This window comes from Paenibacillus alginolyticus DSM 5050 = NBRC 15375 (assembly GCF_000422905.1).
Lineage (GTDB): Bacteria > Bacillota > Bacilli > Paenibacillales > NBRC-103111 > Paenibacillus_E > Paenibacillus_E alginolyticus.
Genome location: NZ_AUGY01000067.1, coordinates 20,413 through 47,307, shown reverse-complemented (window position 1 = coordinate 47,307; position 26,895 = coordinate 20,413). Strand labels below are relative to the sequence as shown.

At 45.9% G+C, this 26,895-nt stretch carries 24 protein-coding genes and 1 other RNA gene; 4 read left to right on the top strand and 21 right to left on the bottom strand.

The annotated features are described in order from the left end of the window. Nucleotides 1-221 precede the first annotated feature (221 nt). The 16 genes from G519_RS0126200 to rpoE all read right to left on the bottom strand — a co-directional run bounded on the left by G519_RS0126200 (nt 222) and on the right by rpoE (nt 14,947). On the bottom strand, nt 222-443 hold the full coding sequence (locus tag G519_RS0126200) for a pro-sigmaK processing inhibitor BofA family protein (protein ID WP_051253697.1): 222 nt from the start codon (nt 441-443) through the stop codon (nt 222-224). Nucleotides 444-491: 48 nt separating this feature from the next. Next, nucleotides 492-749, bottom strand: a complete 258-nt coding sequence (locus G519_RS0126195) for a DUF2508 family protein (RefSeq protein ID WP_051253696.1) — start codon at nt 747-749, stop codon at nt 492-494. A 165-nt stretch (nt 750-914) separates the two neighbouring features. Next, complete coding sequence (recR, locus tag G519_RS0126190) at nt 915-1,511, bottom strand: recombination mediator RecR (protein WP_029197222.1); 597 nt, start codon at nt 1,509-1,511, stop codon at nt 915-917. Between the two features lie 43 nt (nt 1,512-1,554). After that, nucleotides 1,555-1,866 carry a YbaB/EbfC family nucleoid-associated protein gene (locus G519_RS0126185; RefSeq protein WP_028555044.1) on the bottom strand — a complete coding sequence of 104 codons (312 nt, stop codon included), beginning with the start codon at nt 1,864-1,866 and terminating at the stop codon, nt 1,555-1,557. Between the two features lie 20 nt (nt 1,867-1,886). Continuing rightward, the gene (gene dnaX / locus G519_RS0126180; protein WP_029197221.1) at nt 1,887-3,638 is read right to left on the bottom strand and encodes a DNA polymerase III subunit gamma/tau; all 1,752 of its coding nucleotides are present in this window, start codon (nt 3,636-3,638) and stop codon (nt 1,887-1,889) included. 78 nt (nt 3,639-3,716) lie between these two features. Continuing rightward, nucleotides 3,717-5,150, bottom strand: coding sequence for an ATP-binding protein (locus G519_RS0126175; RefSeq protein ID WP_084160345.1), 1,434 nt, complete (start codon nt 5,148-5,150; stop codon nt 3,717-3,719). Between the two features lie 185 nt (nt 5,151-5,335). Continuing rightward, an RNA gene (gene ffs, locus G519_RS48495) (signal recognition particle sRNA large type) lies at nt 5,336-5,599 on the bottom strand. A 56-nt stretch (nt 5,600-5,655) separates the two neighbouring features. Next, entirely contained in the window at nt 5,656-6,066 is a 411-nt protein-coding gene (locus tag G519_RS0126170; protein ID WP_029197219.1) for a hypothetical protein, read from the bottom strand. Between the two features lie 91 nt (nt 6,067-6,157). Further along, entirely contained in the window at nt 6,158-6,355 is a 198-nt protein-coding gene (gene rpmE, locus G519_RS0126165; protein ID WP_029197218.1) for a 50S ribosomal protein L31, read from the bottom strand. A gap of 120 nt (nt 6,356-6,475) precedes the next feature. Beyond that, a complete protein-coding gene (locus G519_RS0126160) occupies nt 6,476-7,750 on the bottom strand; it encodes a radical SAM protein (RefSeq protein WP_029197217.1) in 1,275 nt (424 codons plus the stop codon). 136 nt (nt 7,751-7,886) lie between these two features. Beyond that, a complete protein-coding gene (gene rho, locus G519_RS0126155) occupies nt 7,887-9,182 on the bottom strand; it encodes a transcription termination factor Rho (protein WP_029197216.1) in 1,296 nt (431 codons plus the stop codon). A 62-nt stretch (nt 9,183-9,244) separates the two neighbouring features. Beyond that, complete coding sequence (locus G519_RS0126150) at nt 9,245-10,504, bottom strand: UDP-N-acetylglucosamine 1-carboxyvinyltransferase (RefSeq protein ID WP_029197215.1); 1,260 nt, start codon at nt 10,502-10,504, stop codon at nt 9,245-9,247. 347 nt (nt 10,505-10,851) lie between these two features. Beyond that, nucleotides 10,852-11,706: a class II fructose-1,6-bisphosphate aldolase gene (gene fba / locus G519_RS0126145; protein WP_029197214.1), complete on the bottom strand. Its 855-nt coding sequence runs from the start codon at nt 11,704-11,706 to the stop codon at nt 10,852-10,854. Nucleotides 11,707-11,835: 129 nt separating this feature from the next. Next, complete coding sequence (locus G519_RS0126140; RefSeq protein WP_029197213.1) at nt 11,836-12,228, bottom strand: response regulator; 393 nt, start codon at nt 12,226-12,228, stop codon at nt 11,836-11,838. Between the two features lie 158 nt (nt 12,229-12,386). Beyond that, nucleotides 12,387-13,988 carry a CTP synthase gene (locus G519_RS0126135; RefSeq protein ID WP_029197212.1) on the bottom strand — a complete coding sequence of 534 codons (1,602 nt, stop codon included), beginning with the start codon at nt 13,986-13,988 and terminating at the stop codon, nt 12,387-12,389. Nucleotides 13,989-14,365: 377 nt separating this feature from the next. Next, nucleotides 14,366-14,947, bottom strand: coding sequence for a DNA-directed RNA polymerase subunit delta (rpoE, locus tag G519_RS0126130; RefSeq protein ID WP_029197211.1), 582 nt, complete (start codon nt 14,945-14,947; stop codon nt 14,366-14,368). Between the two features lie 517 nt (nt 14,948-15,464). Here rpoE and G519_RS0126125 point away from each other — a divergent pair. Next, the gene (locus G519_RS0126125) at nt 15,465-16,625 is read left to right on the top strand and encodes a S8 family peptidase (protein WP_029197210.1); all 1,161 of its coding nucleotides are present in this window, start codon (nt 15,465-15,467) and stop codon (nt 16,623-16,625) included. 544 nt (nt 16,626-17,169) lie between these two features. On the opposite strand, the gene argS is transcribed toward G519_RS0126125, so the two are convergent. Together argS and G519_RS0126115 are read right to left on the bottom strand one after the other, a co-directional pair. Further along, on the bottom strand, nt 17,170-18,843 hold the full coding sequence (argS, locus tag G519_RS0126120) for an arginine--tRNA ligase (RefSeq protein WP_029197209.1): 1,674 nt from the start codon (nt 18,841-18,843) through the stop codon (nt 17,170-17,172). Nucleotides 18,844-18,848: 5 nt separating this feature from the next. Beyond that, complete coding sequence (locus G519_RS0126115; protein WP_029197208.1) at nt 18,849-19,259, bottom strand: YwiB family protein; 411 nt, start codon at nt 19,257-19,259, stop codon at nt 18,849-18,851. Nucleotides 19,260-19,623: 364 nt separating this feature from the next. Here G519_RS0126115 and G519_RS0126110 point away from each other — a divergent pair, with 364 nt between their 5' ends. Then, nucleotides 19,624-19,809, top strand: a complete 186-nt coding sequence (locus G519_RS0126110) for a hypothetical protein (protein WP_029197207.1) — start codon at nt 19,624-19,626, stop codon at nt 19,807-19,809. A 158-nt stretch (nt 19,810-19,967) separates the two neighbouring features. Here G519_RS0126110 and speE read toward each other — a convergent pair whose 3' ends face one another. Then, on the bottom strand, nt 19,968-20,795 hold the full coding sequence (gene speE, locus G519_RS0126105) for a polyamine aminopropyltransferase (RefSeq protein WP_029197206.1): 828 nt from the start codon (nt 20,793-20,795) through the stop codon (nt 19,968-19,970). A gap of 376 nt (nt 20,796-21,171) precedes the next feature. Here speE and G519_RS44590 point away from each other — a divergent pair, with 376 nt between their 5' ends. Beyond that, nucleotides 21,172-23,274: a transglycosylase domain-containing protein gene (locus G519_RS44590; RefSeq protein WP_036633769.1), complete on the top strand. Its 2,103-nt coding sequence runs from the start codon at nt 21,172-21,174 to the stop codon at nt 23,272-23,274. 265 nt (nt 23,275-23,539) lie between these two features. Here the strand turns inward: G519_RS44590 and G519_RS0126095 are convergent, their stop codons facing one another. Further along, entirely contained in the window at nt 23,540-24,031 is a 492-nt protein-coding gene (locus G519_RS0126095) for a YwhD family protein (RefSeq protein ID WP_029197205.1), read from the bottom strand. Nucleotides 24,032-24,161: 130 nt separating this feature from the next. Further along, nucleotides 24,162-24,689 carry a hypothetical protein gene (locus G519_RS44585; RefSeq protein ID WP_051253694.1) on the bottom strand — a complete coding sequence of 176 codons (528 nt, stop codon included), beginning with the start codon at nt 24,687-24,689 and terminating at the stop codon, nt 24,162-24,164. Nucleotides 24,690-24,837: 148 nt separating this feature from the next. Here G519_RS44585 and G519_RS0126085 point away from each other — a divergent pair, with 148 nt between their 5' ends. Next, nucleotides 24,838-26,838 carry a M1 family metallopeptidase gene (locus G519_RS0126085; RefSeq protein WP_029197204.1) on the top strand — a complete coding sequence of 667 codons (2,001 nt, stop codon included), beginning with the start codon at nt 24,838-24,840 and terminating at the stop codon, nt 26,836-26,838. The last annotated feature ends 57 nt before the right edge of the window (nt 26,839-26,895 follow it).

The following is a 26,895-nucleotide window of genomic DNA, read 5'->3' as shown; positions in this document are numbered from 1 at the left end:
GTGCTTACTCACTCGTTGTTCAGTTTTCAAAGATCAATTTCTCTTGTTCAACCTGCTCTCTTTCGAAAGCCGGGAGACCAATATAACACACTAACAATTCATTTGCAACTTGTTTTTCTTAAGTTACTTCTTTATCCCCGCATGTCTCAGCGGCAACTTTTATAAGATACCACAGATGCTGCAACGGAGTCAACACATGATTTACTTGAATGATCTTCCATCTAGAGCAAAGTCAGTTTTAGACCTACTAGAAGTAAGACCCCGGGAATGCCTAGAACAGTAACTGTCCCTAGAGTGACTGTATTTATAGGGAGTTCAAATTGTGTATAAGTACTCAATAAGTTCAATGAATATAAGAGAAATGCTGCAACAACAACATTCAGCCCCAGTGCAGATAATACCCTTCCTCCGCCGCGACTACGAAATATTAGGAACACTAGCATAAGAGATGAGAGTATGAGCACCCCCCATATGACATATTTAAGATACACCTATTTCACCTCCATTAACCGGTCACTGTCAATTAGACTTACCCCTAGCTTTTTGGCTTGTTTAATGAGCATTTCAAATCTTTTTTCTGCAGCTTCCATCGCATAGATGGCATAATCAATTTGATCCTTGTCCAAAGCAAATTCAAAATGCGCTTGAGCTGCCACCCAAGTCTCATGAGCCGTACGGATCTCTTGGATCAGCATCTGCTTGTCCTTTTTCAGTTCTTCTTGAACGGTTTTCGTCTTTGGGTTTTTCATCCCATACTTTCCTAATAGCGCTGGTCGCACAAGTATACCTCCATTCCTCATATAACCGGATTGATTTATCCATATGGGAGAAAAGGAGTTTTTAGAACTTTAATTATACTTTTTGGGCAGAAAAAAAGAGAGCTTTGCAGCTCCCTGATTATCATGCAGCTTATTTTATAATTCCCTGCGCCCTTCCATGGCTTTGGTCAGAGTCACCTCATCCGCATATTCCAAATCTCCGCCCACAGGCAGTCCATGCGCGATTCGCGTAACTCGAAGACCGAATGGCTTAATTAACCTGGACAAGTACATGGCAGTAGCTTCTCCTTCAATATTAGGATTGGTAGCCAGAATCAATTCCTGCACCGTTTCATCACCCAAACGTTTGAGTAATTCCGCAATATGAATTTGATCCGGTCCAATCCCTTCCATCGGGGAAATCGCACCATGCAGCACGTGATAATACCCTTCGAATTCTTTGGTACGTTCCAAAGCGACCAAATCCTTAGGTTCTTGTACGACACAAATGACGGAACCGTCCCTGCTCTTATCTTGACAGATGCGGCAGGGATCAACGTCTGTAATGTTACAACAGACGGAACAATAGTGAAGGTTCCGTTTCACATTGACAAGCGCCTTCGCGAAGTCAATCACTTCTTCTTCTTTCATGCGAAGAACGTGAAAAGCCAGGCGACCTGCCGTTTTGGGACCTACCCCCGGTAGACGGGAGAAAGCATCGATTAACTTGGCTATCGGTTCGGGGTAATACAAAGGAAGACTCCTTCATCATTCAGAATCGTTACACTCGGTTGTCTTAGAACAATCCAGGGATATTCATACCGCCTGTGAATTTGCCCATATCTTTGTTAGCAATTTCTTCGGCTTTGGACATTGCATCATTTACTGCCGTAAGTACGAGATCTTGCAGCATTTCAACATCATCCGGATCCACAGCTTCAGGCTTAATTGTGATGCTTTGTACTTTTTTGTGTCCGTTGATGATACAAGTGACAACACCGCCGCCTGCTGTACCTTCGATCATTTTCGTACCTAGTTCTTCTTGGGCTTTCATCATTTGCTCTTGCATTTTCTTCACTTGTTTCATCATTTGGTTCATGTTATTCATCGTGGATAGCTCCTTTATATTTAGTCTTCTTTAATTGTCACTAGCTCTTCTCCAAATAATTGGATCGCTTCCGAAATCCATTCTTCTTTGACAGCAGCACCGTTACCTTCGCCATCAGCCACTAGCTCCATCACTTCTGGCGCGCTGCTAGCCGCATCATTCTTGGCGTCGTCCCATTCTTTGCGCATAATCGTTAGTAAACGCATTGGCTTGCCAAGCACCGAAGTAAGCACTTGCTCAATAATGACTTTGTTTTCTGGTTTTTCCGTTGTATTGCGATGCATTTCATTCTTGAAGGCAACGAGTACGACATCATCAAGCATAGACACCAGATCACCATTAACGAACCAAGCATGTACGGTAATCTTCTTTTCTTTGACATCGCCTAATACTTGACTCCACTTCATAAGAGCAGCTTTGGTTTCTGGACTCTCCGCTGCTTTCAAGTAACCATCGAGCTTGATGCCTGATTTCTTCGAAGGAGCTGAGGCCACCGGCACTTTGGCAGAGGCTGCTTGCCTCGCATTGGAATCGGCTGCTGCACCCGTTACTCCCGATTTTACCAGTGAAGCTATCTGTTCTTCAAGTTGTTGAAGTTTTTGAGTCATTTGGGCAAAAAGATCACCTTGAGGCACACGTCCTCCTGCTTCAGCAGGGATACCTACAGACGAACTGCTCTCTGCCCCTCTGTGACCGCCGCTAATTTTCATAATGGATATTTCTAGCAGGGTTTGAGGTTGTACAGAGTATTTCATTTCGCTCTGGTAATGATTCAACGTCTCAATCATAGCCATCATTTCACTCGGTGAGAAGTGATTCGCTACTTCCCTAAGGTCACCCATATCAAAAACACGTTCTGTAATGACAGATGAATTCGGCACCATGCGAACCATAAGTAAATCACGGAAGTAATTAATCAAATTTTCAATACATTTGTCAGCGCTCTTGCCTTCCTGCATGAAAGTATCGATGAGCTCAAGCGCAGCTCCAAGATTCTTCTCTTTGATGTAAAGAACGAGCTTCTTGAATTGATCGGAAGCGACACCACCTGTGATGGACAAAATATCTGAGAGCTGAACTTCACCCGTTGCAAAGGACGCGGCCTGATCCAGCAGACTTAGCGCGTCGCGCATCCCGCCATCCGATAGTCTCGCTATATAATGGAGAGCTTCCTCGCTAACCGAGATCTGCTCCTGATCACAAATATATTGCAGCCGCAGAACTTGATCTTCCATCGAAACTCTCCGAAAGTCAAAGCGTTGACAGCGAGAAATAATCGTAGCCGGTATTTTATGCGGTTCTGTTGTAGCCAAAATAAACATGACATGCGCCGGAGGCTCCTCGAGCGTCTTCAAAAGGGCATTAAAAGCTTCGGTAGTAAGCATGTGCACTTCATCTATGATGTACACCTTCTGCCTTACTTCTGTAGGGGCATACTTCACTTTATCACGAATATCTCGAATTTCTTCTACACCGCGATTGGAGGCAGCATCGATTTCGACAACGTCCATGACAGCACCTTCGGTGATTCGTTCACATGCTGAACAAGCGTTGCAAGGCTCTTCTGACGGACCGTTTAAGCAGTTGATTGCCTTAGCTAATATTTTGGCCGTACTGGTCTTACCTGTTCCTCGAGGTCCGTTGAACAAATAAGCGTGAGTAAGGCGATTTTCTCGCAAAGAATTCTGCAGCGTCTGCGTGATATGTTTCTGACCGACAACTTCACGAAACGTCTGAGACCTCCACGTTCGGTACAGAGCAATATGTGCCATAGTGTTCCTCTCCAATAATCCCTGCATGGAATGACTGAATCCATTATACTATAACGCACCTAGGGATGAAATAGACGATCAAGTATAAGGAATCGATATCGTAAACGTCGTTCCATAGCCCTTGGAAGATACACGTATCGTCCCTCCCATATCGTGAATAATTCGCTGGCACACCGAAAGACCTAACCCGGTACCCGTATCCTTGGTTGTGAAGAATGGATCAAAAATTTTGTCAATGACGAACATCGGTATGCCCGAACCTGTGTCATGAATGTCAATGCAGACATTTCGTTCTACCGTGTCTACTTTCTCTGAAATCGTTAAAACCCCTCCATCCGACATAGCCTCGATGCCATTTTTACAAACATTTAAGAATACCTGCTTGAGCAGCTCTTTATCAGCAATCACTTCCGGCAAATGGTATGACGCCTCATACTGAAGATTCACATCGTAAAGAATAGCTTCATTATTGATAATAGGCAAAATCCCTCGCAGCACTTCGGTCACATCGATCCTCTCATAAGAAACATGCTTGGGCTTACTTAGCAGCAGAAATTCATTAACCAACTCGTTGATCCGATTGATTTCCTCCAGCATGACTACCGTGAAGCTCTGTTCTCTCTCCATCCCTTTCACTTCAAAAGTGCGCCGAAGCACCTGAAGAAAGCCTTTGATTGAAGTTAGTGGATTCCGAATTTCATGAGCTGTGCCAGCAGCAATTTGTCCAATCATAGCAAGCCTGTCGCTTCTTTGAACCATCTCTTCCAGCGAGCGCATATTCGTGACATCCTTGAAGATGACATAAGCCCCTACAATGTTACCTTGATTATCTTTGAGCACATTAGAATCCAGCAGCAGCTCAAACCGCTCTTCATTATTCGTCCATGAAACCGCATGATTGCGGACTACAGCACCATTCAAAATCGTTCGTTGGACAAGCTTATGCTGACTCGGAATCGTAGCAAAAATCTCATCTAACGACTTATTAAGAATATGCTCCCGATCCATCCCTAGAATCTGACATGCTCGATCACTGACGTCAACAAGCGTAAAACTCACACTAATCAATAACACACCTAAATTAATATCTTTCAAAAAAGCGTCCGAGAACCGCTGCAGTAAGCTTAATTGCGAGCTATCCTGATGCTTCATGGTCAAGAGATACATATACTTATCGCCGCGCATAAGCTTCAACATCGAGAATTGATAAAACATCGTTTCACCATTCTTGCCTACTAAAAATCCATGCGGCCATTCCCCAGGACTGGAATCGTTCTTAAAGTAAAATTCGTACAGCTCACGCAAAGATGCCCTCACTTTAAAAAGCTGAGGGAATGAGATATGCGTTATTTCCTCGGCTGAATAGCCCGAGTATTTCAATACTTGATCTGTTGCTAAAATGATCTTACCGTCCTCATCCACAACGAGCATACCCGTTTGTATGCTATGGTTGAATAGCTTCCGCATTTCATCGATGGATACCATGTAATCTTGAGGGTCATGAATGGACATTTCAGCAGCACCTTCACTTTCTCTCTATTGAATCGCAAAATGTGCAAACGTTCACATGAATCTACATGTTATAACCATTCTCTCTAGAACAAGAATTTTCCTTCCCTTGCAAAAAAGAAAAAACGCCCTAGTTACTGGCGTTTTGTTAGATGTTATTATGAAAGTTCACATTTATTAAAGTAAAACCGTGCACCTGTTATTGATAAAGTGATACAAGCGAACTCTTACCGTTGGCTCAAATCAGGCAACCCCTCGGCACATGAAACATCTCACTTACGGCTGCTTCCTTCCAGACCTGACCGGGTTCATGAGCATTCATTGCGAAGGACCCGACTCTCAACACCACGTGTAAAAGCCAGACCTCACATCACAGTACCGCTAACAGGAATTCAACCTCGCTACAGCGGATTGCGAGTTACAGGGCACCGCTACCTCCCCATCTAGCACGGTAAAAATAGTATAGCTGATTCAATTACAAATAGCAACCGAGGGGAAAATCTACCTGTTAGGGAACCATTTTTACGGTCACATTATAGCGCGGCATATTGGTGTTTAGCGCCATTTGAGCTTGTGAGCGAAGCTCCTCCACTTGTGCAGGCGTCAAGGATGGTCTTGGTTTTATTTTCACTTTAGCGTTCGGTCCGTTAATGGTGATATTCGTTTTCTCAATACCTTGCAGCTGTGAGAGCACAGCCTTCATTAAATTCGAATCATCCTCGTAATGATGATACGTAGGGTTAAGGGGGTCATTCGGATTGACACTGGTAAGCCCCAAGTACCCATCTTGCTTGTAATGTTGTGCTTTATAATTCGGATTCTCGGACAGTGGGTTCTTGTTACCTGAATTAATTCCACAGCCAACTAAGCTTGTGATGAGTAAGATGGCAACCGTAAACCGAAGCAGATCCCTAAACATAAAAACACCTCCCATTGGACTCTAAGCCTAAGCTTAGGATGACCAAGGGAGGTTGTCTTATGCTGATTGGCAGCAAAGTAATTGATGCCAATTAGATTCCGTATTTCTTTTTGAATTTGTCGACACGGCCGCCTACATCGATAAACTTTTGTTTACCTGTGTAGAAAGGATGGCAATTGGAGCAGATCTCAACACGAAGATTTTGCTTAATTGAACCCGTTTCGAACACGTTACCACAAGCGCAAGTCACTGTGGTTGCATGATAAGTAGGATGAATACCTGCTTTCATGATGGTTCACCTCTTTCCGCCCTGAATCATTTGCTGAAACAGAGTTAATGGACGTACTTATGCATTGTATCATATTTGGGAGATTTGATGCAATGGAAAAAAGACTGTAGATGACTTCTTTTAGAGTACCGTAGTGGCCGTTCGATCACTTGTATAGAACTTCGGAGTATGCGAGTAGGAACCCAGCACAACATCAGGAAGTTCTTGCTCAAAAATCTCAATCATTTGCTTCATCCCAAGCAGTTCACCTCTTGCTTTGGGGATAATGCCAAGGTAACTCTCTGGATCAATATTTAGGTTGCGCAATTGAATCAATTTCAATCCCGTTCTTCGCACGAATTCGATCATCGCTTCGATCTCTTCTTCTCGATCGGTTACACCAGGGAATACTAGATAGTTGATCGAAGTTATGACTCCTTTATCCGTGGCGTAACGGAGAGACTTCTCAACATTTTTGAGCGTATAAGCTCTTGGCTTATAGTAGGCGTTGTAGTGATCATCCAGCGCGCTAATCGTACTAACCCGCATGAGATCAAGCCCAGCATCAACAATGCCGCGGATATGATCCGTGAGACCTGCATTGGTGTTGATGTTAATATAGCCCATCTTCGTTTGCTCACGCACTTGCTTGATGGCATCGATAATAATCACGGCTTGCGTGCTTGGTTCCCCTTCACAGCCCTGTCCGAAGGAGATGATACTCTCAGGCGTCCGCAGATGCTCGAGCATGATCTGAGTGATCTCTTCGACCTTAGGCTTGAAGTTCATACGAGTCTGAGGCGCTACGAAGCCACTCTCATCCGGTTGTTCGGAAATACAGCCGAAGCATCCCGCGTTGCAGGAATAGGAGACCGGAACGGCACCCTCCCAACGTTGAAGGAACGTATTCGAAGCTGTCAGACACTCATAACCCAGTGCACAGTTGGACAAATGCGCATATAACCGATTATCCGGATACTTCGCAACCAGTCGTTTGACCTCTACCTCAAGCTCAGTCGGATCACAATGAACGGGATTCCAGTAATAAGGATTATCTGTCAAACGGGCGGCTACATAGAAACCATCATCTTTCCAAACGACAGCCGTATATCCGAAAAGGGGCAGCGCTTTAGACTTGTCCGATTTCACATAACCAGGGAGCAGCAGCCTTGTGAAGCCTTGCGGCAGCAAGGCACCAACGGCATGATAATCCCCCTCAACCAGCTTCATATCGCCTGTTGCGGCATCAATGCCTACTGGACGTGTAAACGGAAGACTGACTAGTGTAGATCCCTCAGGCAGAGGAATTAACTCTTCTTCCAAAATTTCTGTTATCATTTCAGCGTTTCGGCCAAGAGCCAAGAAATCAGGATGGTCAAAAACGTTTCCCTGTAAATCTGAATAAACCAAATTCATAACGGTACTCCTCTTTGTGCGTCACGGATAAACGACTTAAGTCGTCCTTAAGGACGACCGTGTTTGTCAGGATGAATCGAAACCGATTAAGTTGTTATCTCACACGATATATTACCAATAAAATGTATCTTGAGGCTTAGGAAGCTGAATTCTTAACTTTACCTTTGTTAGCCCCTGTTGATCCTGCTGAAGGGGAAGCCAGAGAGTCCAAAAACTCTTGATTAGTCTTCGTATCGGCAAGCTTCTTAATGAAGGATTCTGTATATTCATGCGAATCGTTCATTCCTCTGCGAAGCGCCCATACCTTCTCGAGCTCATCTTTACCTAGAAGCGCTTCTTCGCGGCGAGTGCCTGACTTGCGAATATCAATCGCAGGGAAGATACGGCGTTCAGCCATTTTACGATCCAGATGAAGTTCTAAATTACCTGTACCTTTAAATTCTTCATAAATGACGTCATCCATACGTGAGCCTGTTTCTACGAGTGCAGTAGCAAGAATTGTTAAGCTGCCGCCTTCTTCAATATTACGGGCGGCCCCGAAGAAACGTTTAGGCCGATGAAAGGCAGCAGGGTCTATACCACCCGTTAACGTCCGGCCAGAAGCAGGAACCACAAGGTTATAGGCTCTAGCCAACCGGGTAATACTGTCCATGAGAATGACAACATCTTTCTTATGTTCAACTAGACGCATCGCGCGTTCTAGAACTAGCTCTGCGACTTTAATATGATTTTCGGGAAGCTCATCGAAGGTAGAAGCAACTACTTCACCTTTGACGGAACGCTGCATATCAGTAACTTCCTCCGGACGCTCATCGATAAGCAGAACGAAGAGTTCGATTTCTGGATAATTCGTGGAAATACTGTTGGCTATTTCTTTCAGCAGCAATGTTTTTCCCGCTTTAGGAGGGGCTACGATCAGGCCGCGTTGGCCTAATCCAACAGGGGCAAGCAAATCCATGATACGCATGGAAATCTTGTTAGGCTCAGTTTCAAGCGTTATTCGTGTGTCTGGATAAAGAGGTGTCAATGCAGGGAAATGAAGTCGCTCTGCTGCCGTTTCCGGTTTCTCTCCATTCACCGCTTCAACTTGAAGAAGCCCGAAATATCGTTCATTTTCTTTGGGCGGACGGCACTTACCCGATACAATGTCCCCTGAACGCAAATCGAATTTGCGAATCTGGGAAGCCGAAATATAAATGTCCTCCGAGCTTGGAAGGTAATTAATTGGACGTAAGAATCCAAAGCCCTCCTGAAGGATCTCGAGAACTCCTTGCATGAACATTAAACCACTCTCAGCAGCTTGTGCACGTAAAATTGCAAAGATGAGTTCTTTTTTCTTCAGCGTACCGTAGTATTGGATCTGATGTTTCTTAGCTAGTTTATATAATTCAGTAAGCTTGAGTACTTCAAGCTCAGCAAGCTGCATGCTCATGTTTCAACCACCAAACTATTAAATTTTCAATTGGATTCTAGCATTGCCTGTTACTTGGTACTTTATTCCTCGCTCTCGCGCCAAACCTCTGCACCCAGTGAAGATAAGTTGAATACCAAGTTCTCATAACCACGATCAATAAACTCAACCCCGGATACTTCTGTGATGCCACCTGTTCTTACGCTAAGGCCCGCAAGCACAAGAGAAGCTCCTGCCCTCAAATCCGTTGCTCTCACTTTGGCAGAACTCAGCTGTGAGCCCTCAATGATGGCTGAGCGTCCTTCGACTTTCATCTTTGCTCCCATACGCACTAGCTCAGGAATATGTTTGAAACGATTACTATAAACGTGGTCCGTTAATATGCTAACTCCTTTAGCTTGGCAAAGTAAGCTAGCCATCGGAGATTGTAGATCCGTCGCAAACCCAGGGTAGATTAAAGCTTTCACATCAACACTTTCGTATTCAGGTTGACCGACAACACGAATGGACTCATCCATTTCGTAGATATGTACGCCCATTTCCTGAAGCTTTGCCGTCAAAGCCTCCATATGTTTAGGAATAACATTGTCGACCGTCACATCGCCGCGTGTAGCCGCTGCAGCAATCATATACGTACCTGCTTGAATACGGTCAGGAATAATGGAATGTCGGCAACCATGCATCTCTGTTACGCCTTCGATACGTATGGTCTCTGTTCCAGCGCCCTTAATTTTGGCACCCATTGAGTTTAAAAGTGTTGCCACATCTATGATTTCAGGCTCTTTGGCCGCATTTTCGATAATCGTAACGCCTTTAGCTCGCGAGGCAGCCAACATGATGTTAATCGTTGCTCCAACACTCGCCATATCTAAGTATATTTTGGCACCGCGAAGTTCCTTGGCGCGTATCTTTAATGCGCCATTCTCATTGCTAACCTCGGCACCCAAAGCTTCAAAGCCTTTAATATGCAAATCAATCGGACGCGGTTCGAAGTTGCAACCACCCGGCAGACCAATCGTCGCCTCGCCAAATCTCCCGAGCAGCGCTCCCATTAAATAGTAGGATGCTCTGAGCTTCTTTACTTTGCCATTTGGCATCGGAAGTGACTTCATTCGACTTGGGTCAATCGTCATCCGATCTTCGTTCCAGTCTATGGAAGCCCCTAAATCCGTTAAAATTTCTGTATATATAGCCACATCACTCAGATGAGGCAGATTATCCAAAGTAACCGATGTTTCAGCAAGAATGGCGGCTGGAATGAGTGCAACTGCACTATTCTTAGCCCCGCTAATTTGAACTGTTCCCCGTAGTGGACGTCCCCCGACCACCATTAATTTTTCCAACATGATTCTCCCCCTAAACCAGGTGCCTACTTACTAAGTAGTAAATCAAAGCAAACAAATGCAACCTACCCCAACACAAACTTTACCAAAGATATTCGACTCCACTGCGTCCTTTAAGACTAGCGATCGTCAAAAATCAAGCGAATGAGCATATAAATTTAATAATTTCTTATAAATCCATATAAAAAAGCGGCTTCACAAACTAAATAGCTATGGTTCTCTCAGAGAACATAAGCGCAAAAAAATAGAAGAAGGAAACGCACGTAATGACACAGACGGACGATATTCTTTCGTCTATCTTCCGTCTGTGCCCTACTGCATTTCCTACCCTGACTATACAATTGGAATTAAGCTTGGTTGCTGCTTCCGAACAATTGAATTTTGGATTTTACTACTTCGATCATAGCATTACGAGCCGGGGTGAGATATTTACGAGGATCATAAATTTTAGCATCTTTGTTCAGAGCCGCGCGGATGCTTTCTGTGCATGCCACTTGATTCTCTGTGTTAACGTTGATTTTGCCAACGCCTGCTGCGATAGATTTACGAATCATTTCGTCAGGAACGCCGGATCCACCGTGAAGAACAACAGGAACTGGAATTGCTTTGGAAACTGCTTCAATAATATCAAAGTGAATGTTAGGTTCGCCTGCGTACATACCATGTGCAGTACCTACAGCGATAGCCAGACAGTCAACACCTGTTTCTTCGTAGAAACGGATAGCTTCTTCTGGTTTTGCAAGGTTAGCGTGCTCTTCATCAACAGAGATGTCGTCCTCAACGCCGCCAATTGTTCCAAGCTCACCCTCAACGGATACGCCCATTGCACGAGCAGCTTTTACGACTTCTTTCGTCAAACGAATGTTTTCTTCGAAAGAATAGTGGGAACCATCGAACATAACGGAGCTGAATCCTGCACGGATACATTTCATTGCTACTTCAAAGGAACTGCCATGATCTAAGTGTAGAGCAATCGGTAGACCGGATTTTTTAGCTGCAGCTTCAGCAATTGCTACTGTAAACTCGATGCCCATATATTTAAGTGCGCCTTCGCTTACACCATAAATGAACGGGGATTTCAATTCGATTGCAGCTTCCACAATCGCTTGAGCGAATTCAAGGTTGTTCATATTAAATTGACCCACCGCGAATTTGTTCGCTTTTGCTTTAGGTAAAAATTCATTCATTGAAACCAATGCCATGTTTCTCTTCCTCCTAGAACCTATAGTAGATGCGCATACCGCTCTTTGTCATACCTGAGTTATTATAGCACATAACTTTTCAAATGATAACCAAGCCCTCGTATTTCGGCAACAAAAAAGACCCTATGACTAGGATCCCACTGCAAAACCGCTGCTAGATTCATTATTAAGCTGCATATTGACCGCCATACGCAATTCATCAATATCAAAAGGCTTGGTAAAGTGCATAATCGCACCCAAATCCGTTGCTTCTTTAATCATATCGAGCTCGCCGTAAGCTGTCATCATAATGACTTTGATCGATGCATCAATGGCTTTAACATGTTTCAAAATATCCAGACCGTCCATACCAGGAATTTTCATATCCAGTAGAATAAGATCAGGCGAAGAATTTTTCACGATTTCCAAGGCCAACTTGCCATTCGAGGCCTGATAGGTATCGTACCCTTCGTTACTGAATACCTCCATGAGTAGTACGCGAATTCCATTTTGATCGTCGACAATCAATACCTTTTTCTTCATCAGCCTATTTCCCTCCCGAAAACGAATAACAAATTCCCATGTATATGTTTCTAAAGGTATTCGCTATTCATTTTCGATTTCCTTCTGAGGGAACAGAACTAATTGAAAAGTTTTACAAATAAGTTGGTTGTCTGGAGGGACAACCGCTACAGCAAGAATTAACGCGCGATCAACTGAGCGGCTTTAACGAATTCACGGAAAAGAGGCTGCGGACGATTCGGACGCGATGTAAATTCCGGATGGAATTGAACAGCTAGGAACCAAGGGTGACCAGGAAGCTCGACCATCTCAACCAATCGGCCGTCCGGTGACGTACCGGAAATGCGCAAACCGGCAGATTCAATCAATTCGCGGTATTCATTGTTAAATTCATACCGGTGACGATGTCTCTCATAGATAAGCTCATCATTGTAACACTGCTCAGCAAGAGACCCCGGAACAACTTTGCAAGGATATAAACCAAGACGCATTGTACCGCCTAAATTCTCGATATCCTTCTGCTCTGGCAGTAGATCGATGACCGGATAAGGCGTTGTAGGATTAATCTCGGAGCTGTTCGCGCCATCCAATCCTGAAACGGAACGCGCATATTCAATAACAGCAACCTGCATACCTAAGCAAATTCCGAAGAATGGAATCTCCTTTTCACGGGCATAGCGGATCGCTTCCACTTTACCTTCAATACCACGATCACCGAATCCACCAGGTACAAGAATACCTTGAACACCTGAAAGAAGCTGATGGACGTTATGCTCAAAAATTTCTTCAGCATTCACCCAACGAATATTAATTTCGGAGTCATTATCGATGCCGGCATGACCTAGTGCTTCAACAATACTTAGGTAAGCGTCATGCAGCGCAACGTATTTCCCTACAATCGCAATTTCGGTCTTCTTCGTCAATGATTTAACTTTACGAACAAGGCTTTCCCATTCCTTCATATCCGGCTCGTTCGTACGCAGTTTCAGGTGATTGACAACATAATCGTCAAGCCCTTGCTCGCGAAGCATCATCGGAACTTCGTATAAGGTTTCTGCATCCTTACACTCAATGACAGCTGCAGGATCGATATCACAGAATAAAGCTAACTTACGCTTCATATCTTCCGTTAAGGAATGCTCCGTACGGCAAACGATAACGTGAGGTTGAATCCCTAGCCCGCGCAGTTCTTTTACACTGTGCTGCGTAGGTTTCGTCTTCACTTCACCAGCTGCTTTAATATAAGGAATCAGCGTAACGTGAATATACATGACATTCTCGCGGCCGATATCATTTTTCATTTGACGAATAGCTTCCAGGAACGGCAAGCTTTCGATATCTCCTACCGTACCACCAATTTCAGTAATTACAACATCGGACCCAGCTTCACGACCAGCGCGAATCACACGTTCTTTGATTTCGTTCGTAATATGCGGGATCACTTGTACCGTACCACCCAGATATTCACCTCTGCGCTCTTTGGTAATAACGGAGGAGTAAACTTTGCCTGAGGTTACGTTGGAACTTTTGGAAAGATTAATATCAATAAAACGCTCATAATGACCTAAGTCCAGATCCGTTTCTGCCCCATCGTCGGTTACGAACACTTCACCGTGCTGGTAAGGACTCATCGTTCCCGGATCCACGTTAATGTAAGGGTCAAACTTTTGAATCGTAACTTTCAAGCCTCTGTTTTTGAGCAATCTCCCTAAAGACGCTGCTGTAATTCCTTTGCCAAGGGATGAAACTACGCCTCCCGTAACGAAAATGTATTTTGTCACTATGTACGCCTCCTAGAGTTTTAGTATGGTTGGTAATACAAGGATAAACGACTCCGTCGTCCTTCAAGGACGAGCGCGTTTGTCAAGGTAGATGCGAAGCAAAAGTATAAAACTTAAACTTTCTTATCTACTAAGAAACTTACGACGTAAGGCATAAGCTTATCTTTTGCCAGAAAAATGACTTTGTAAGCATTAGCTTCTGCTAAATAGGGGTTTTCATGAAAATAAAGTGAAAAAACACAAAAAAACACTAAAAAAACAAAAAAAGTGACACCCGTAGTGACGGGGCACTTTTTGAACGCTTGAGCGAATTGTTAAGATTCTTTTAAAGCCCATGCAATAGTTTACTCTGAACAGATAGGGACTGTCAAGACAAGTTATTTGTCGTCTTCAGCCTCTTCATCCAAATCGTCTTCCTCGTCATCCTCATCGGAATCCTCATCTAAATCGTCATCACTATCTTCGTCTGATTCTTCAATACCCGCTTCGCCAAGATCCTCTTCGATCTCTTCATCTTCGAAGAATTCAGTATCCTCTTCCGCTTCTTCCTCTTCGGTTTCGGTACCAAATGTATCGTACTCATCTTCCTCTGCGTATGTATCTTCTTCCTCCGCGTAGATGTCTTCATCCAGATCGTCATCTTCGTCGTTAATGATTCTTGGACGCTTCGCGTTACCAACCGCATCGTCTGATTTCTCGACAGGATACCAGCGTTTCAAACCCCATAGGTTCGTACCTACGCAAGCAAAACGTCCATCGATGTTGATTTCCGTATATAGTTGGGCAATCACTTGCATAACATGCTGCTCGGACAGCCCTTTTATTTTAGCAATTTCAGCCATCAGGTCACGATAGTAAAACGGCGTATTCGCCGACTTCAGTAATTCAAACGCCAAATCCACCATGGGCATTTCGCGTGCTTGCTCTGTGGTGATTTTGAGTGTGTATTCGCTACTCATCTAAGGCACATCCTTTTCGATCGTGATCGTCATCTTCAGTTCTTCTATCTACCTTATCCAATATCTTCATTAAGTAAAACCTATTTTTTCTAAAAATGCAACTATCCAAGGATAAACTATTTTCGTCGTCTTGAACGCAAGCGTGTTTGTCAAGGTTAATGCGGAGTAAGCGTATAAAATTAATACTTTCATTTCAACTTAGAAACCTTTCAAACAGATGCCTTATACACCCCGTCGCAAGGAAGAAAGCGTTCCCCCTAAAATGAATACAAGCGAAGGTCCCCCTCCGCTTGTGACTGTATCCTAAGGAAGCGGTGTGAATGAATCACAGCCGTTCCACTACCTGAGAAAGAGACACTCCTGCCCGCGCCTCTCTATTTATCCTATGTAAAACCTACGCATCTGACACGGCTTCGTACCCATTTATTTCTATAAAGGCGAGAACACGGTCATTCGAGGTGACCTGTACATAAGATAGGGGAGATTCGATTCTAAGCTGTCATGGGGGGATGGCACGATGGATATAGCCACCTTTCTTCATTTGCTTCATGAGGAAATCGGTCTCACCAAGCGTTCTGGCAAGAAGCATATCATCCATTTCTCATCGGCCAAGGACTACTACGCATGCAAATCAGCGCTGAAACGAATGAAATCTCAGTTCGTAAACCTCTCCAAGGTCCGCGACCTAAACATCATTCACGCCTTCTCCTGCACGCTTCGTCCCGACACTAAGCTCAGAGGTATCTCCGGTGTGCCAATCATCGAAGAGGATACCAAGATATCCGTTCACCAAGCGATGAGCAACAAAACTACCTCCAGACGATCAAGCAATTTATCGGGCTATCACACGATACCTTGGGGCATCGATCAAGTAGGCGCACCTGAAGTCTGGAACAAATCGGTAGGTCAGAATATTCGGATCGGCGTCATTGATACCGGAATCGATTACAATCATCCTGACTTACGCAATTCGATATCACGGGGCATCAATTTACTAAACCGCAGTATGCTGCCCTATGATGACAATGGGCATGGCACGCATATCGCCGGAACGATCGCGGCAGCTGGCCGCCATACAGGGATTGTCGGTGTTGCTCCTAGAGCTATCGTTCATCCGGTAAAAGCTTTTGACTACGCAGGAAGCGCTTATGTCTCGGACATTATTGCGGGCATCGATTGGTGTGTTCATAACGACCTTGATATTATCAATATGAGCTTCGGTATGAAAACATACAACCGTTCTCTCGAGCAAGCAGTCTTGAATGCGTACTACAGAGGTAAAGTCATCGTGGCTTCATCCGGCAATGACGGTAAAAAGAAAACGGTCGATTACCCCGCCCGCTTCCCCCAGGTTGTCTCCGTTGGAGCCACAACGCGGCTAGGCAAAATCGCCCCCTTCAGCAACCGCGGAAAGCAAATTGATATTTACGCACCAGGCGAGCGAGTCTACTCGTCCTGGCTTAACGGCAAATACAACGAGCTAAGTGGCACTTCGATGGCCACCGCTCATGTCAGCGGCGTCATCGCTTTGATGTTATCGATCAAGCCGATGTCGCCGCTGCAGATTAAAAATGCGCTGCGCCGCTGCACGACCGGTCTCAGCAAGCGAGGGAGCACGCGCTGGAAGCCTGGGCATTTGAACGCTCGGCGCGCGATCCGGGCGGCGCGGCAGGTTTGAGGCGGGAGCGAGTGCGAGTGCGAGTGCGAAGAGCGAGAGCCGATGCAAGTGATATAGAGCGAGAGCGAGTGCGGGAGCAAGTGCGGGAGCAAACCCGCCGACACATTCTGCCAGATGATATAAAGTTGTACAAAGTGCAACTTTAGTCATCATAATCTACGATAATCCTGCTAATATTGCACAAAATACAGCATATTCGCCCAAAAATGGACATTTCGGGCGAAATACAGCTATTTTGTTGCACGGAATACAACAATTCTCGGCTTAGAGCGAAATATCAGGGAAATTGTTGTACATTTCACAACAATTCCACTCGCATGCTAAGAATAAAAGGACTTAAAACAAATTAGAAAAAATGCGCTAGGGTGTGCCCACACTCTAAAATGGCGGGATAAACGTCTTCTTGGTGGGAAACGTTTGTCAAAGTAGATGCTCAACAAGTTATAGTCCACCAGACTTTACTTCTGGTATTAACAAAAAAAGGGACGTATCTCTCATGTCATCGTAGACATGGGGATCGTCCCTTCAGTTTGTAGAGCGGATGTTACATCCGCTCTGGGGCGGATACGCCAACTACGCGAAGTGTGTTGGCTAAGGTAATGCGAAGCGCGCCGAGCAAGGCGAGGCGCGCCTGGGTCAAGGCCGCGTCATCCGTGATGACATAGTGGCCTCTGTAATAGCTATGGAACTGGCTCGCCAGTTCATAAACATAGCGGATAAGCCGATGCGGCGCATATTGATCGGCCGCAATGGCGATTTCCTCCGGAAGCTCGCCCATCTTGCGCAGCAAGTCAAACTCAGCTTCCGACGTAAGCTGGGTAAGGTCTACCTGTGCAAGCGGCAGCACCTGGATATTCTGCTCTTCCGCCTGACGGAAGATGCTGCAAATCCGTGCATGTGCGTACTGCACATAGAACACAGGGTTCTCATTAGACTGGGAAACCGCCAAGTCCATGTCAAAGTCCAAATGCGAGTCCATGCTGCGCATCGCGAAGAAATAACGAATCGGGTCTACGCCGACTTCGTCCATGAGATCTTCCATCGTGACTGCTTTGCCAGTCCGTTTGGACATTTTCACCTTTTCCCCATTTTGGAAAAGGCTCACCATTTGGGCAATTAGCACAACGAGGCGATCCGATTCAAAACCAAGCGCCGTCATTGCCGCTTTCATCCGTGGAATGTAGCCGTGATGATCCGCGCCCCAAATATTAATCAAACGATCAAAGCCACGCCCAAATTTATTGCGATGATAGGCAATATCCGGAGTAAGGTACGTAAAGGAACCGTCATTCTTGATCAGAACGCGATTCTTGTCGTCACCCAGTGGTGTTGTGTTTAACCAGGTCGCGCCTTCTTCTTCATATATGTGCCCATTATCCCGCAGCTCTTGGAGAACGGGTGGAATGAGGTTATCTTCATAAATCGACGTCTCGGAGAACCAGTTGTCGAAATGAACACCAAAACGACCCAAATCGCGTTTGATTTTATCGAGTTCTTTTTTCAGCCCATAGGTGCGGAAATAAGCACGACGCTCATCTTCTGGCAAACTTAGAAGGCGATCCCCTTCTTCCGCAGCAAGATCAGCTGCAAAGCCTTTGATATCTTCACCGAAGTATCCGTCTTCCGGCATCTCTGCTTCTTGTCCGAGAGCCTGCAAATAGCGGGCTTCGATTGATTTGGCCAAATTAATCACTTGGTTGCCGGCATCATTGATATAGTACTCTCGGGATACGTCGTATCCAGCCAGATCGAGTACGTTGCACAGCACGTCGCCCACTGCTGCTCCGCGAGCATGTCCCAAATGCAAAGAACCCGTTGGATTCGCGCTAACGAACTCCACTTGCACTTTAAGCCCTTGGCCGACGTTCGTCGCACCGTACCGACCACCCATGTTTTGAACATTTTCAATAACTGGGTATAGGTACACTTTGTTCATTTTAAAATTAATAAAACCAGGCCCCGCAATTTCCGCTTCAGCGATATTGGCTTTATCCTTTTGCAGGTTAGCAATAATCTGCTCGGCAATTTGTCTTGGGTTCTGCTTAGCAATTCGGGTTAGCTGCATCGCGATATTCGTCGCGAAATCCCCGTGCGTTTTTTCTTTCGGGACCTCTAGAATAATCTCCGGTATTTGCGCCGCGTCCACGATACCTGCAGCTGTAACTGCTTCTATTATGGCTTGTTTAACTATGGCTTTGACTTCGTTTAGTACATCCATTCGTCTTACTCCTCCTGAATTAACAACTTGATCCTGTATGTTCCCGCATGAGTGCCTGATGCATATAAATCATAGCTCCACCTTGTGATACCGATGCCATGCACGGCTTCCGAGGTCAGCTCATGTGTCTCGATTTCGAGTTCCAATCTACCTTGAGGTGTTTGATAAAAACCAATCCTCTTTTCACCGGGCAGAAATGTCTGCTCAGCTTGCACATCTCCTTGGCGGACGATTCGTATCTGATTGTCTTCCAGCTTAATGAGCGTCACTGTTCGTCCAAGCTCGTTCGGCTCTTCTTCATAGCGGATGTACGTGTGATTGCCTTTACGATAAAGATCCCCTCGTGCTTTCTGCACGGTTGTCTCGCTCCCGCTTCGACTTTCAATTCGGATCCGCACGCGCTCTTTAGCCGTCATGGTCCGTTATTCTCCTATTCTGCAATACCTGTTTGCACCTTATGTCAAATAAGGCAAGTTAGGTATTAGTTTATATGAAAGGTTCGCTAAATTCAATGTATTACGGGAGATCAGCGCACATAGCGAGGGAATCATCGAATTCGCTACTATGTAAGTTCGGGAAATTAGAACCCACTTATTTCCTGAGAAAATGGATTAGATGTATTTTGTGCAGGCTTTTTTGACAAAATGGTTGGAATTGATGTGAGAAGATGCATTTCCTACATCAAATTTGAGCCATTTTTACGTTTTGGGCCCCTTCCGCTGAAATTTAATGTACTTTTTGCAGCTAAATGACTGAAAAAAAGATTTTCGAGCCAATTTGATGCACAAAATGCAGGTAAGTTGGCTGAGGGGGCAAACCAGGGGCGTAGAGCTGGGATACGGGACTGCCGAGCGTGGCGACGGCGACAGTGGGAGTTGGAACACCAGAGGCCGAGCACGAGCGATGGTGACAGTATGGGTTGGAACACCTGTTGTCGAGCAAGGCGACGGTGTCAGTAAGAGTTGAAACACCTGACGCCGAGAGCTGCGACGGCAACAGTAAGTGTTCGAACAGAAACAAAGACAGTTAGCACCAAGTACAAAGATGACCCACCTAGAGCCGCCAAAACAAAAACCGCCAGCGTCCCCGTGACAAGCATGGAAACAACCGGCGGTTCAATTTCACTATTTAATCAAATCTTCTACAAATTTAGGAAGCACGAATGCCGCTCTATGTAGGCGTGGTGTGTAGTACTTCGTTGGGAATTCCGGAATTGCCGCTTCCTCCACTTGCAGTGGATCGTGCTTTTTGCTGCCCATCGTGAAGGTCCATAGACCGCTTGGGTACGTAGGAATGTTCGCGCTGTACACACGAACGATTGGGAAGATTTCTTTGACATCCCGGTTAACCGTTTGGATCAGGTCTGCTTTGAACCAAGGGTTATCCGTTTGTGCAACGAAGATCCCGTCTTCTTTTAACGCATCAAAGATACCTTGGTAGAAGCCCTTGGAGAACAGCTCGACAGCTGGACCAACAGGCTCAGTGGAATCGACCATGATAACGTCGTAGGTGTTTTTGTGATCGTGAATGTGCATATAGCCATCGTTAACAATAACTTCTACACGAGGGTTATCTAATTCGCCGGCAATGGTTGGCAGGTACTTTTTGGAGTACTCAATTACTTTACCGTCGATATCAACAAGAACAGCCTTTTTCACCTTCGGGTGCTTCATGATTTCACGGATTACTCCGCCGTCGCCGCCGCCTACTACAAGCACGTACTCTGGGTTCGGGTGGGTAACAAGCGCAGGGTGCGCAACCATTTCATGATAAACAAATTCGTCTCTTACCGTTGTCATAACCATACCGTCCAGGGTAAGCATGGTTCCCCATTCTTCGGTTTCGATCATCGAAAGGTCTTGGAAGTCCGTTTGCTCTCTCACGTATGTCTCTTTTACTTTAGCTGTAATGCCGAAGCTATCCGTTTGTTTCTCTGTGTACCACAGTTCCATGTTTATACCTTCTTTCGCTGCTATATTGGAATGAATAAATCCTGACATTCGTTATCTCTAACAGTGTTCCACCAGCCCAAAAAGTCATGCGAAGCGGCGCTGTTATTTCCAGTCATTTTATACCAAGGATAACGGCTTACTCCGTCCATTCTGACGTGTGAGCTTATCAAGGTTGATGCGAAGCAAGTTAAGTTACGAACTTATCCTTTATCAACGCACAAATTGTATTATAGTTCATTACCCCCGAAATGCAATATTTTCCTAGGTTTTTTCACCATTTAACAAAAAATATTTACAATTCGTTGAATACGGACTGCCATGCTTTTCCATACTGGGTAATAAGGCTTTAGAGCATGGAGAAAGGAGGTAAGAAGAGATGTCCGAGAACGAGAACCATCGTCAGCCATCCACAGGCACACCACAAGCACCTAGGGATAAAGAGGTACCTGCGTCTATGCGCTGGATGCGTCGTATCAAAAAGATGTTCTCATTCCTATTCACTTCCTGCGTCCTGCTCCTCATCGTTGCCGCTGGCTGTCTGGTCTATTTGCGTGCTCAAACGCTGCCCGTCACCAAAATGCTGCAAACCTCCCAAATGTACGATACCCATGGCGAACTGATTGACACCTTCTATTCCGGGCAAAATCGACAGGTCGTCTCACTGGGCGAAATATCGCCTTATCTCATTAAAGCAACTCTCGCTGTGGAGGATCAGCATTTCTATGAACATTTCGGCGTGGATGTGAAGGCTGTGGCCAGGGCCGCTGTTGTCAATGTACAAGCCATGGCTAAGGTGCAAGGTGCAGGCACGATAACTCAGCAATTAGCTCGGAATTTATATTTAAATCATGACCGGACTTGGTCGCGCAAAATCAAGGAAACCGTGTTCGCTATCCAAATGGAAATGCAGCTGACGAAGGATGAAATTCTGACGAATTATTTGAATCAAATCTACTATGGTCATTCGACGTATGGGATCGAAACGGCCTCCGAGCTTTTCTTCGGCAAGCATGCCAGTGAATTAACGTTGGCGGAAAGCGCGATGATCGCCGGGGTCCCTAAAGGACCTCGTTACTACTCACCGTATTATGATCTAAAGAATGCAATGGATCGGCAAAAGGTGGTCCTGCAAACGATGGTGCGCGGTGGCTTCATTACACAAAGCGCCGCTGACGCCGCAGGCAAAGAGAAGCTGACGATTCAGCCGCTTACGAAGAAAAAACCAGCCGCAGCCCCCTACTTCCGAGATTATGTGCGAGCACTGGCAACGGATAAGCTGGGCATACCCGAGGAGCAGTTCGATGAAGGCGGCATTCGCATTTACACGACTCTCGATAAAAATGCGCAGCAAATCGCTGAGAGTGTTATTACCAAGCAACTCACGGGTAAAACAGACCTTCAAGCCGCCCTGGTAGCAATCGACCCAAGGACGGGAGAAATCAAAGCGATGGTCGGGGGTCGCGACTATTCCGAGAATCAGTTCAACCGCGCACTCTCGAATACGAGACAGCCGGGGTCCTCTTTTAAACCCATTGTTTATATGGTCGCTTTGCAAAATGGCTATACACCTGTGACGCAGGTAAAAAGTGAGCCGACGGTGTTCACTTACGATGAAGGCCGTCAACGGTACACACCCCGCAACTTCAACGATCAGTATGCGAATGCGAATATTGATATGCGGCAGGCGATTTCGAAGTCGGACAACATCTATGCGGTGCATACGATTCTGGATGTCGGTCCAGCGAAGGTTATCGATCTGGCCCGGAAGTTGGGCATTGCCTCTCCGATGAAGCCGCTGCCGTCACTGGCTCTGGGTTCCTTCCCAGTAAGCCCTCTCGAAATGGCGTCAGCGTTCGGTACGATTGCGAATCAAGGCGTTCATCAGGAGACGACGGCGATTGTGCGTATAGAGGATGCGAATGGTAAAATTCTATATGAAGCGGCCCCGAAAGCGGAGCCTGTGCTTGATCCGGCTGTCGCCTATGTGATGACGAATCTAATGGAGAGCGTGTTCGAAGAGGGCGGCACCGGCAATCGCGTAGCCAGTACAATTAAGCGTCCTATAGCCGGCAAAACCGGTACGACAGACACCGATGCATGGCTAGTTGGGTTCACACCTGAGCTCGCGACCGCCGTATGGGTCGGCTATGACAAGAGCAGGGATATTTCCACGGTAGAGTCTCATTTGGCTTCACCTATTTTCGCGGAATTCACGGAACAAACCTTAGAGGCGATACCGCCCAAGCTGTTCCCGATTCCTGAAGGGGTAAGCAGTGTCTATATTGATCCAGTGAGCGGCAAGCTGTCCAATGAAGACTGTCCGAACTCACATATGGAGGCATTCCTGATTGGCACGGAGCCGACAACATACTGTACAGGCAAACCCGCGAAGCCAGCTACGAACAATGATCCAAAGGGCACGCCCAAAGGGCAAAACGGCTCTTGGTGGAATGATATCAAACGTTGGTGGAACGACTGATCCGCCCGTTTCCATGGAACCAAGGATAAACGACTCCGTCGTCCTTCTGGGACGAGCGCGTTTGTCAAGGTAGATGCGAAGCAAAAGTATAAAACTTATACTTTCTTATCTACACAAAAAGGCAGAACTAAGCGCGTCTTAGTCTGCCTTTTTGCTGTCCTAGTATATGAGGTAACATACACTAGGGTCTAGTATACTCGGTTCACCCAAACGTAACAATGGATGACACATAATGTTCATAATCTCGGTTTTTGCGTTGGATCGCTTAGGAAAGTGCATCTTTCAATGCTTGATCCGAGCGATTCCACCACTCTTCGTTGTGCCCAATTAGCTGATTTTTGAGCAGCGCCCGCTCCTTGTCATCCAAGCCGTCGAAGATGAATTTACGTTTCATTGCAGCATCCATCTTGTTTACGTGCTCCGCCAGAATTTTCCATCCTTTGCGAGCTTCGGTGTCGATTAACATTTCGCAAGCTGTCATTCCAGCGTAGTAGGCTCCTTCTTCCGTACGATCTACCGCTACCCAAACGATCCAAGCTTTACGGCCATTTGGCACGTCTTCTTTGTTCGTTGAGAATTTGATGCCTTTTTCGATTTTGCTTTTGGCATGAAGAGTACCTTCGTCCAGATAGGCTTCATCCCCGTCAATAATGACACCAGATACGTTGCTTAAATCTATTGCTCCGGCACCGAATCCTTTATGATTCACTTTAGAACTTACTATATTTAAGGCCAGCTTCTTTTTATCCGCTTCCATGAGGGCACCTTCCAGTCTTCGTAATGTTAAAATGACGCTTTGCTCTCATTGTAGCTAAAGTCACCCTCCAGAACAAGGGCTGGTTGCTGTTGGTGGCGCTCTTGGAGTCGGTTTGCTGGTTGCAGCTCCGCTACTTCACTTCTACCGTGATACTCCCAACGGCTCTTTCATCTATAAAAGCATCCAAACGCCATAACCCCGGATCACCGAACCTCATCAGCACGGGGAACCCCGCATCCGCTCCATTGATCGGTGCCGTTCCCGGCCAATTCATTTCCCCGACTAAAGCATTATTTTGCAACAGAACCTGCCGTTTCTCTCCAGTCGCAACACTCACTGCTTCAACGCGGAATTTCTTCCCTGTCAGAGGCTCCTCCTGCTTCCATATGTGCCACATATATTTATTAGGCGTATTGACCTTATAACCGCCTGGACTCAAGAGGCCGATCTTTCCTTTCTCCCCCTGCAATTGATAGCTGCCGCTTTGAAAAAGTGGACTTACCTTGGCCTTATCAAGCTCGGCTGACGGCGTAACCTGCACCGGAGTTTGTACATTAACCGCTTTAGGAAACCAAGAACATTGAGAAAGCACAGTCATGAGAACAATCAGACCAACGAAACAGCTCAAAATAACGATCACTTTTCTAAATTTATTCATCGATTTCCACACCCCTTATACCTTATAGACTCATTGATTAGCCACTTCGTTCCCCCTCCTTCTAACAATTCTTTTCCAACCTCAGAAATATTCCCTAGGTTGTCTACATATACATGCTGTAGATGCTTGTTTAGGCGGGGTGGATATCATGAGTGTTCTATTCAAAAACCGCAAGGTTCAATGGTTCGTTGTCATGCTCCTTGCAGCAGGCACTGTCCTGCTGTCTGAAAATTTGCTCCCATCTGCAAGTAAATTGGCCGTTCCAGTCGTCTCTAAGGATGAAAAGTCTGCTCCTGCGCCGGACATGCAGCCTGCAGATAGCGGCAAGCCATTAGAGAAGCAAGCGCCAACAGCGCTTAGCTATCGTATTGCGGAGTATCACATGAGCGTTACTTACACGCCCGAAACGAGGCAGCTCAATGGACAGCAAACGTTGACTTGGGAAAATCCAGGAACCGTTCCTGTACAAGAGCTTTACCTCCATTTGTATCCCAATGCTTTTGCCTCAAAGAAAACGACGTTTATGCGCGAATCAGGTGGTAAGCTGCGTGAAGATGAGGCCAAGGCAGACAGCAGTGGCAGCATGAAGTTGCTTTCTGTGAAAACGGTTGACGGTGAGGATCTCACTATGCGCATGGCGTTCGTGCAGCCCGATGACGGCAACAAGGACGATCATACGCTGCTCAAAATCCCGCTGCCTAAACCGGTAGGTGCCGGGGAGCAGGTCACGATCAAGACGGAATTCCTCGTCAAGCTGCCTTCCGCCTTCGCAAGAATGGGCTATGTGGATGACTTCGTCATGGCCGGACAATGGTTCCCTAAAGTTGCTGCCTATGAGCGTGTTGGCACAAGAGGACGTACGGAGCCGGGGTGGAATCTCCACCAGTACCATGGAAATTCGGAATTTTATGCTGATTTCGGGATGTATGACGTGAAAATTCAAGTGCCAGCGAACTACATCGTAGCAGCTACCGGTTTCCCGGTTAAGCCTGCTGTGACCGACAACGGGATGAAGACGTACCAATTTTATGCCGATGATGTGCATGATTTCGCTTGGTCGGCATCGCCTCATTTCGTTTATGTGGAAGAACCCTACTCGACCGCACAAATACCCGGGGTCAAGATCAAGCTCTATCTCGATCCCAATCATCAGGACTTGAAGGACCGCTATATGTATGCCGCCAAAAAGGCGCTTTCCCGCTACAGTCAATGGTACGGACCGTACCCCTATTCGACCCTTTCGATTGTCGTACCTCCCCCAGGAGGCAACGGTGTAGGCGGTATGGAATATCCGACTTTGGTAACGTCGTGGGATGCTAGCGACAAGAAACCTGATCTAGAGCTAGAACGTGTCGTTGTTCATGAGATTGGACATCAGTTCTTCTATGGAATGGTAGCTAGCAATGAATTCGAAGAAGCTTGGCTGGATGAGGGCTTTACCTCCTATGCGGAGGACAAGGTCATGGAATCGGAGTACGGGGTATCCCCTAATTTACCTGTCGAATCCAGCTTTATTACATCTCCACACACCCTGAATCAGAACTCGTGGGCTTATGCGGGACATGATCAATACGCAGAGAATGTGTACACACGAGGCAAGCTCGTACTTAAAGCCATTGAGAAGCAGGTTGGCACCAAAACGATGGATAAAATTATGCGCACTTACTTCCTACGTTGGGAATTTAAACATCCTTCTACGAAGGACTTCCAGAACGTTGTCGAAGAAGTGACCAAAACGAAGTGGGATGATTTCTTCAATCAATATGTTTACGGCGCCATGATGATGGATTACACCGTGGAGAGCATTCGCGTCAAATCCGCGGGCAGCAAAGGGGCAGAGTCGTACGAAAGTACCGTTCTCATCTCCAAAAAAGGCGGCAATTCGTCCGAGGTGCCGATCCAATTCCATTTCTCAGATGGCACTGTGCTGGATAAAACGTGGGATGGTAAAGAAAGCAGTATTGAGTTCAAACTTACCCACAAGACTCCTGTAGACTGGGTTCGAATTGATCCTAATTACTCGCTCGTGCTGGAAAATAAACATATTAATAATTTTATGCAAACCCAAGTGGATACGAAGTGGAAAATCCGCTGGAATCTCGGCATCATTCAATTCCTGCAAGCCATTTTCGGCTGGGTCGCTTGGTAAGCGGCTAGGCTTATCCAATACTCTTAGGCATATGCTTACGAAGAAAGTTTTCCTACG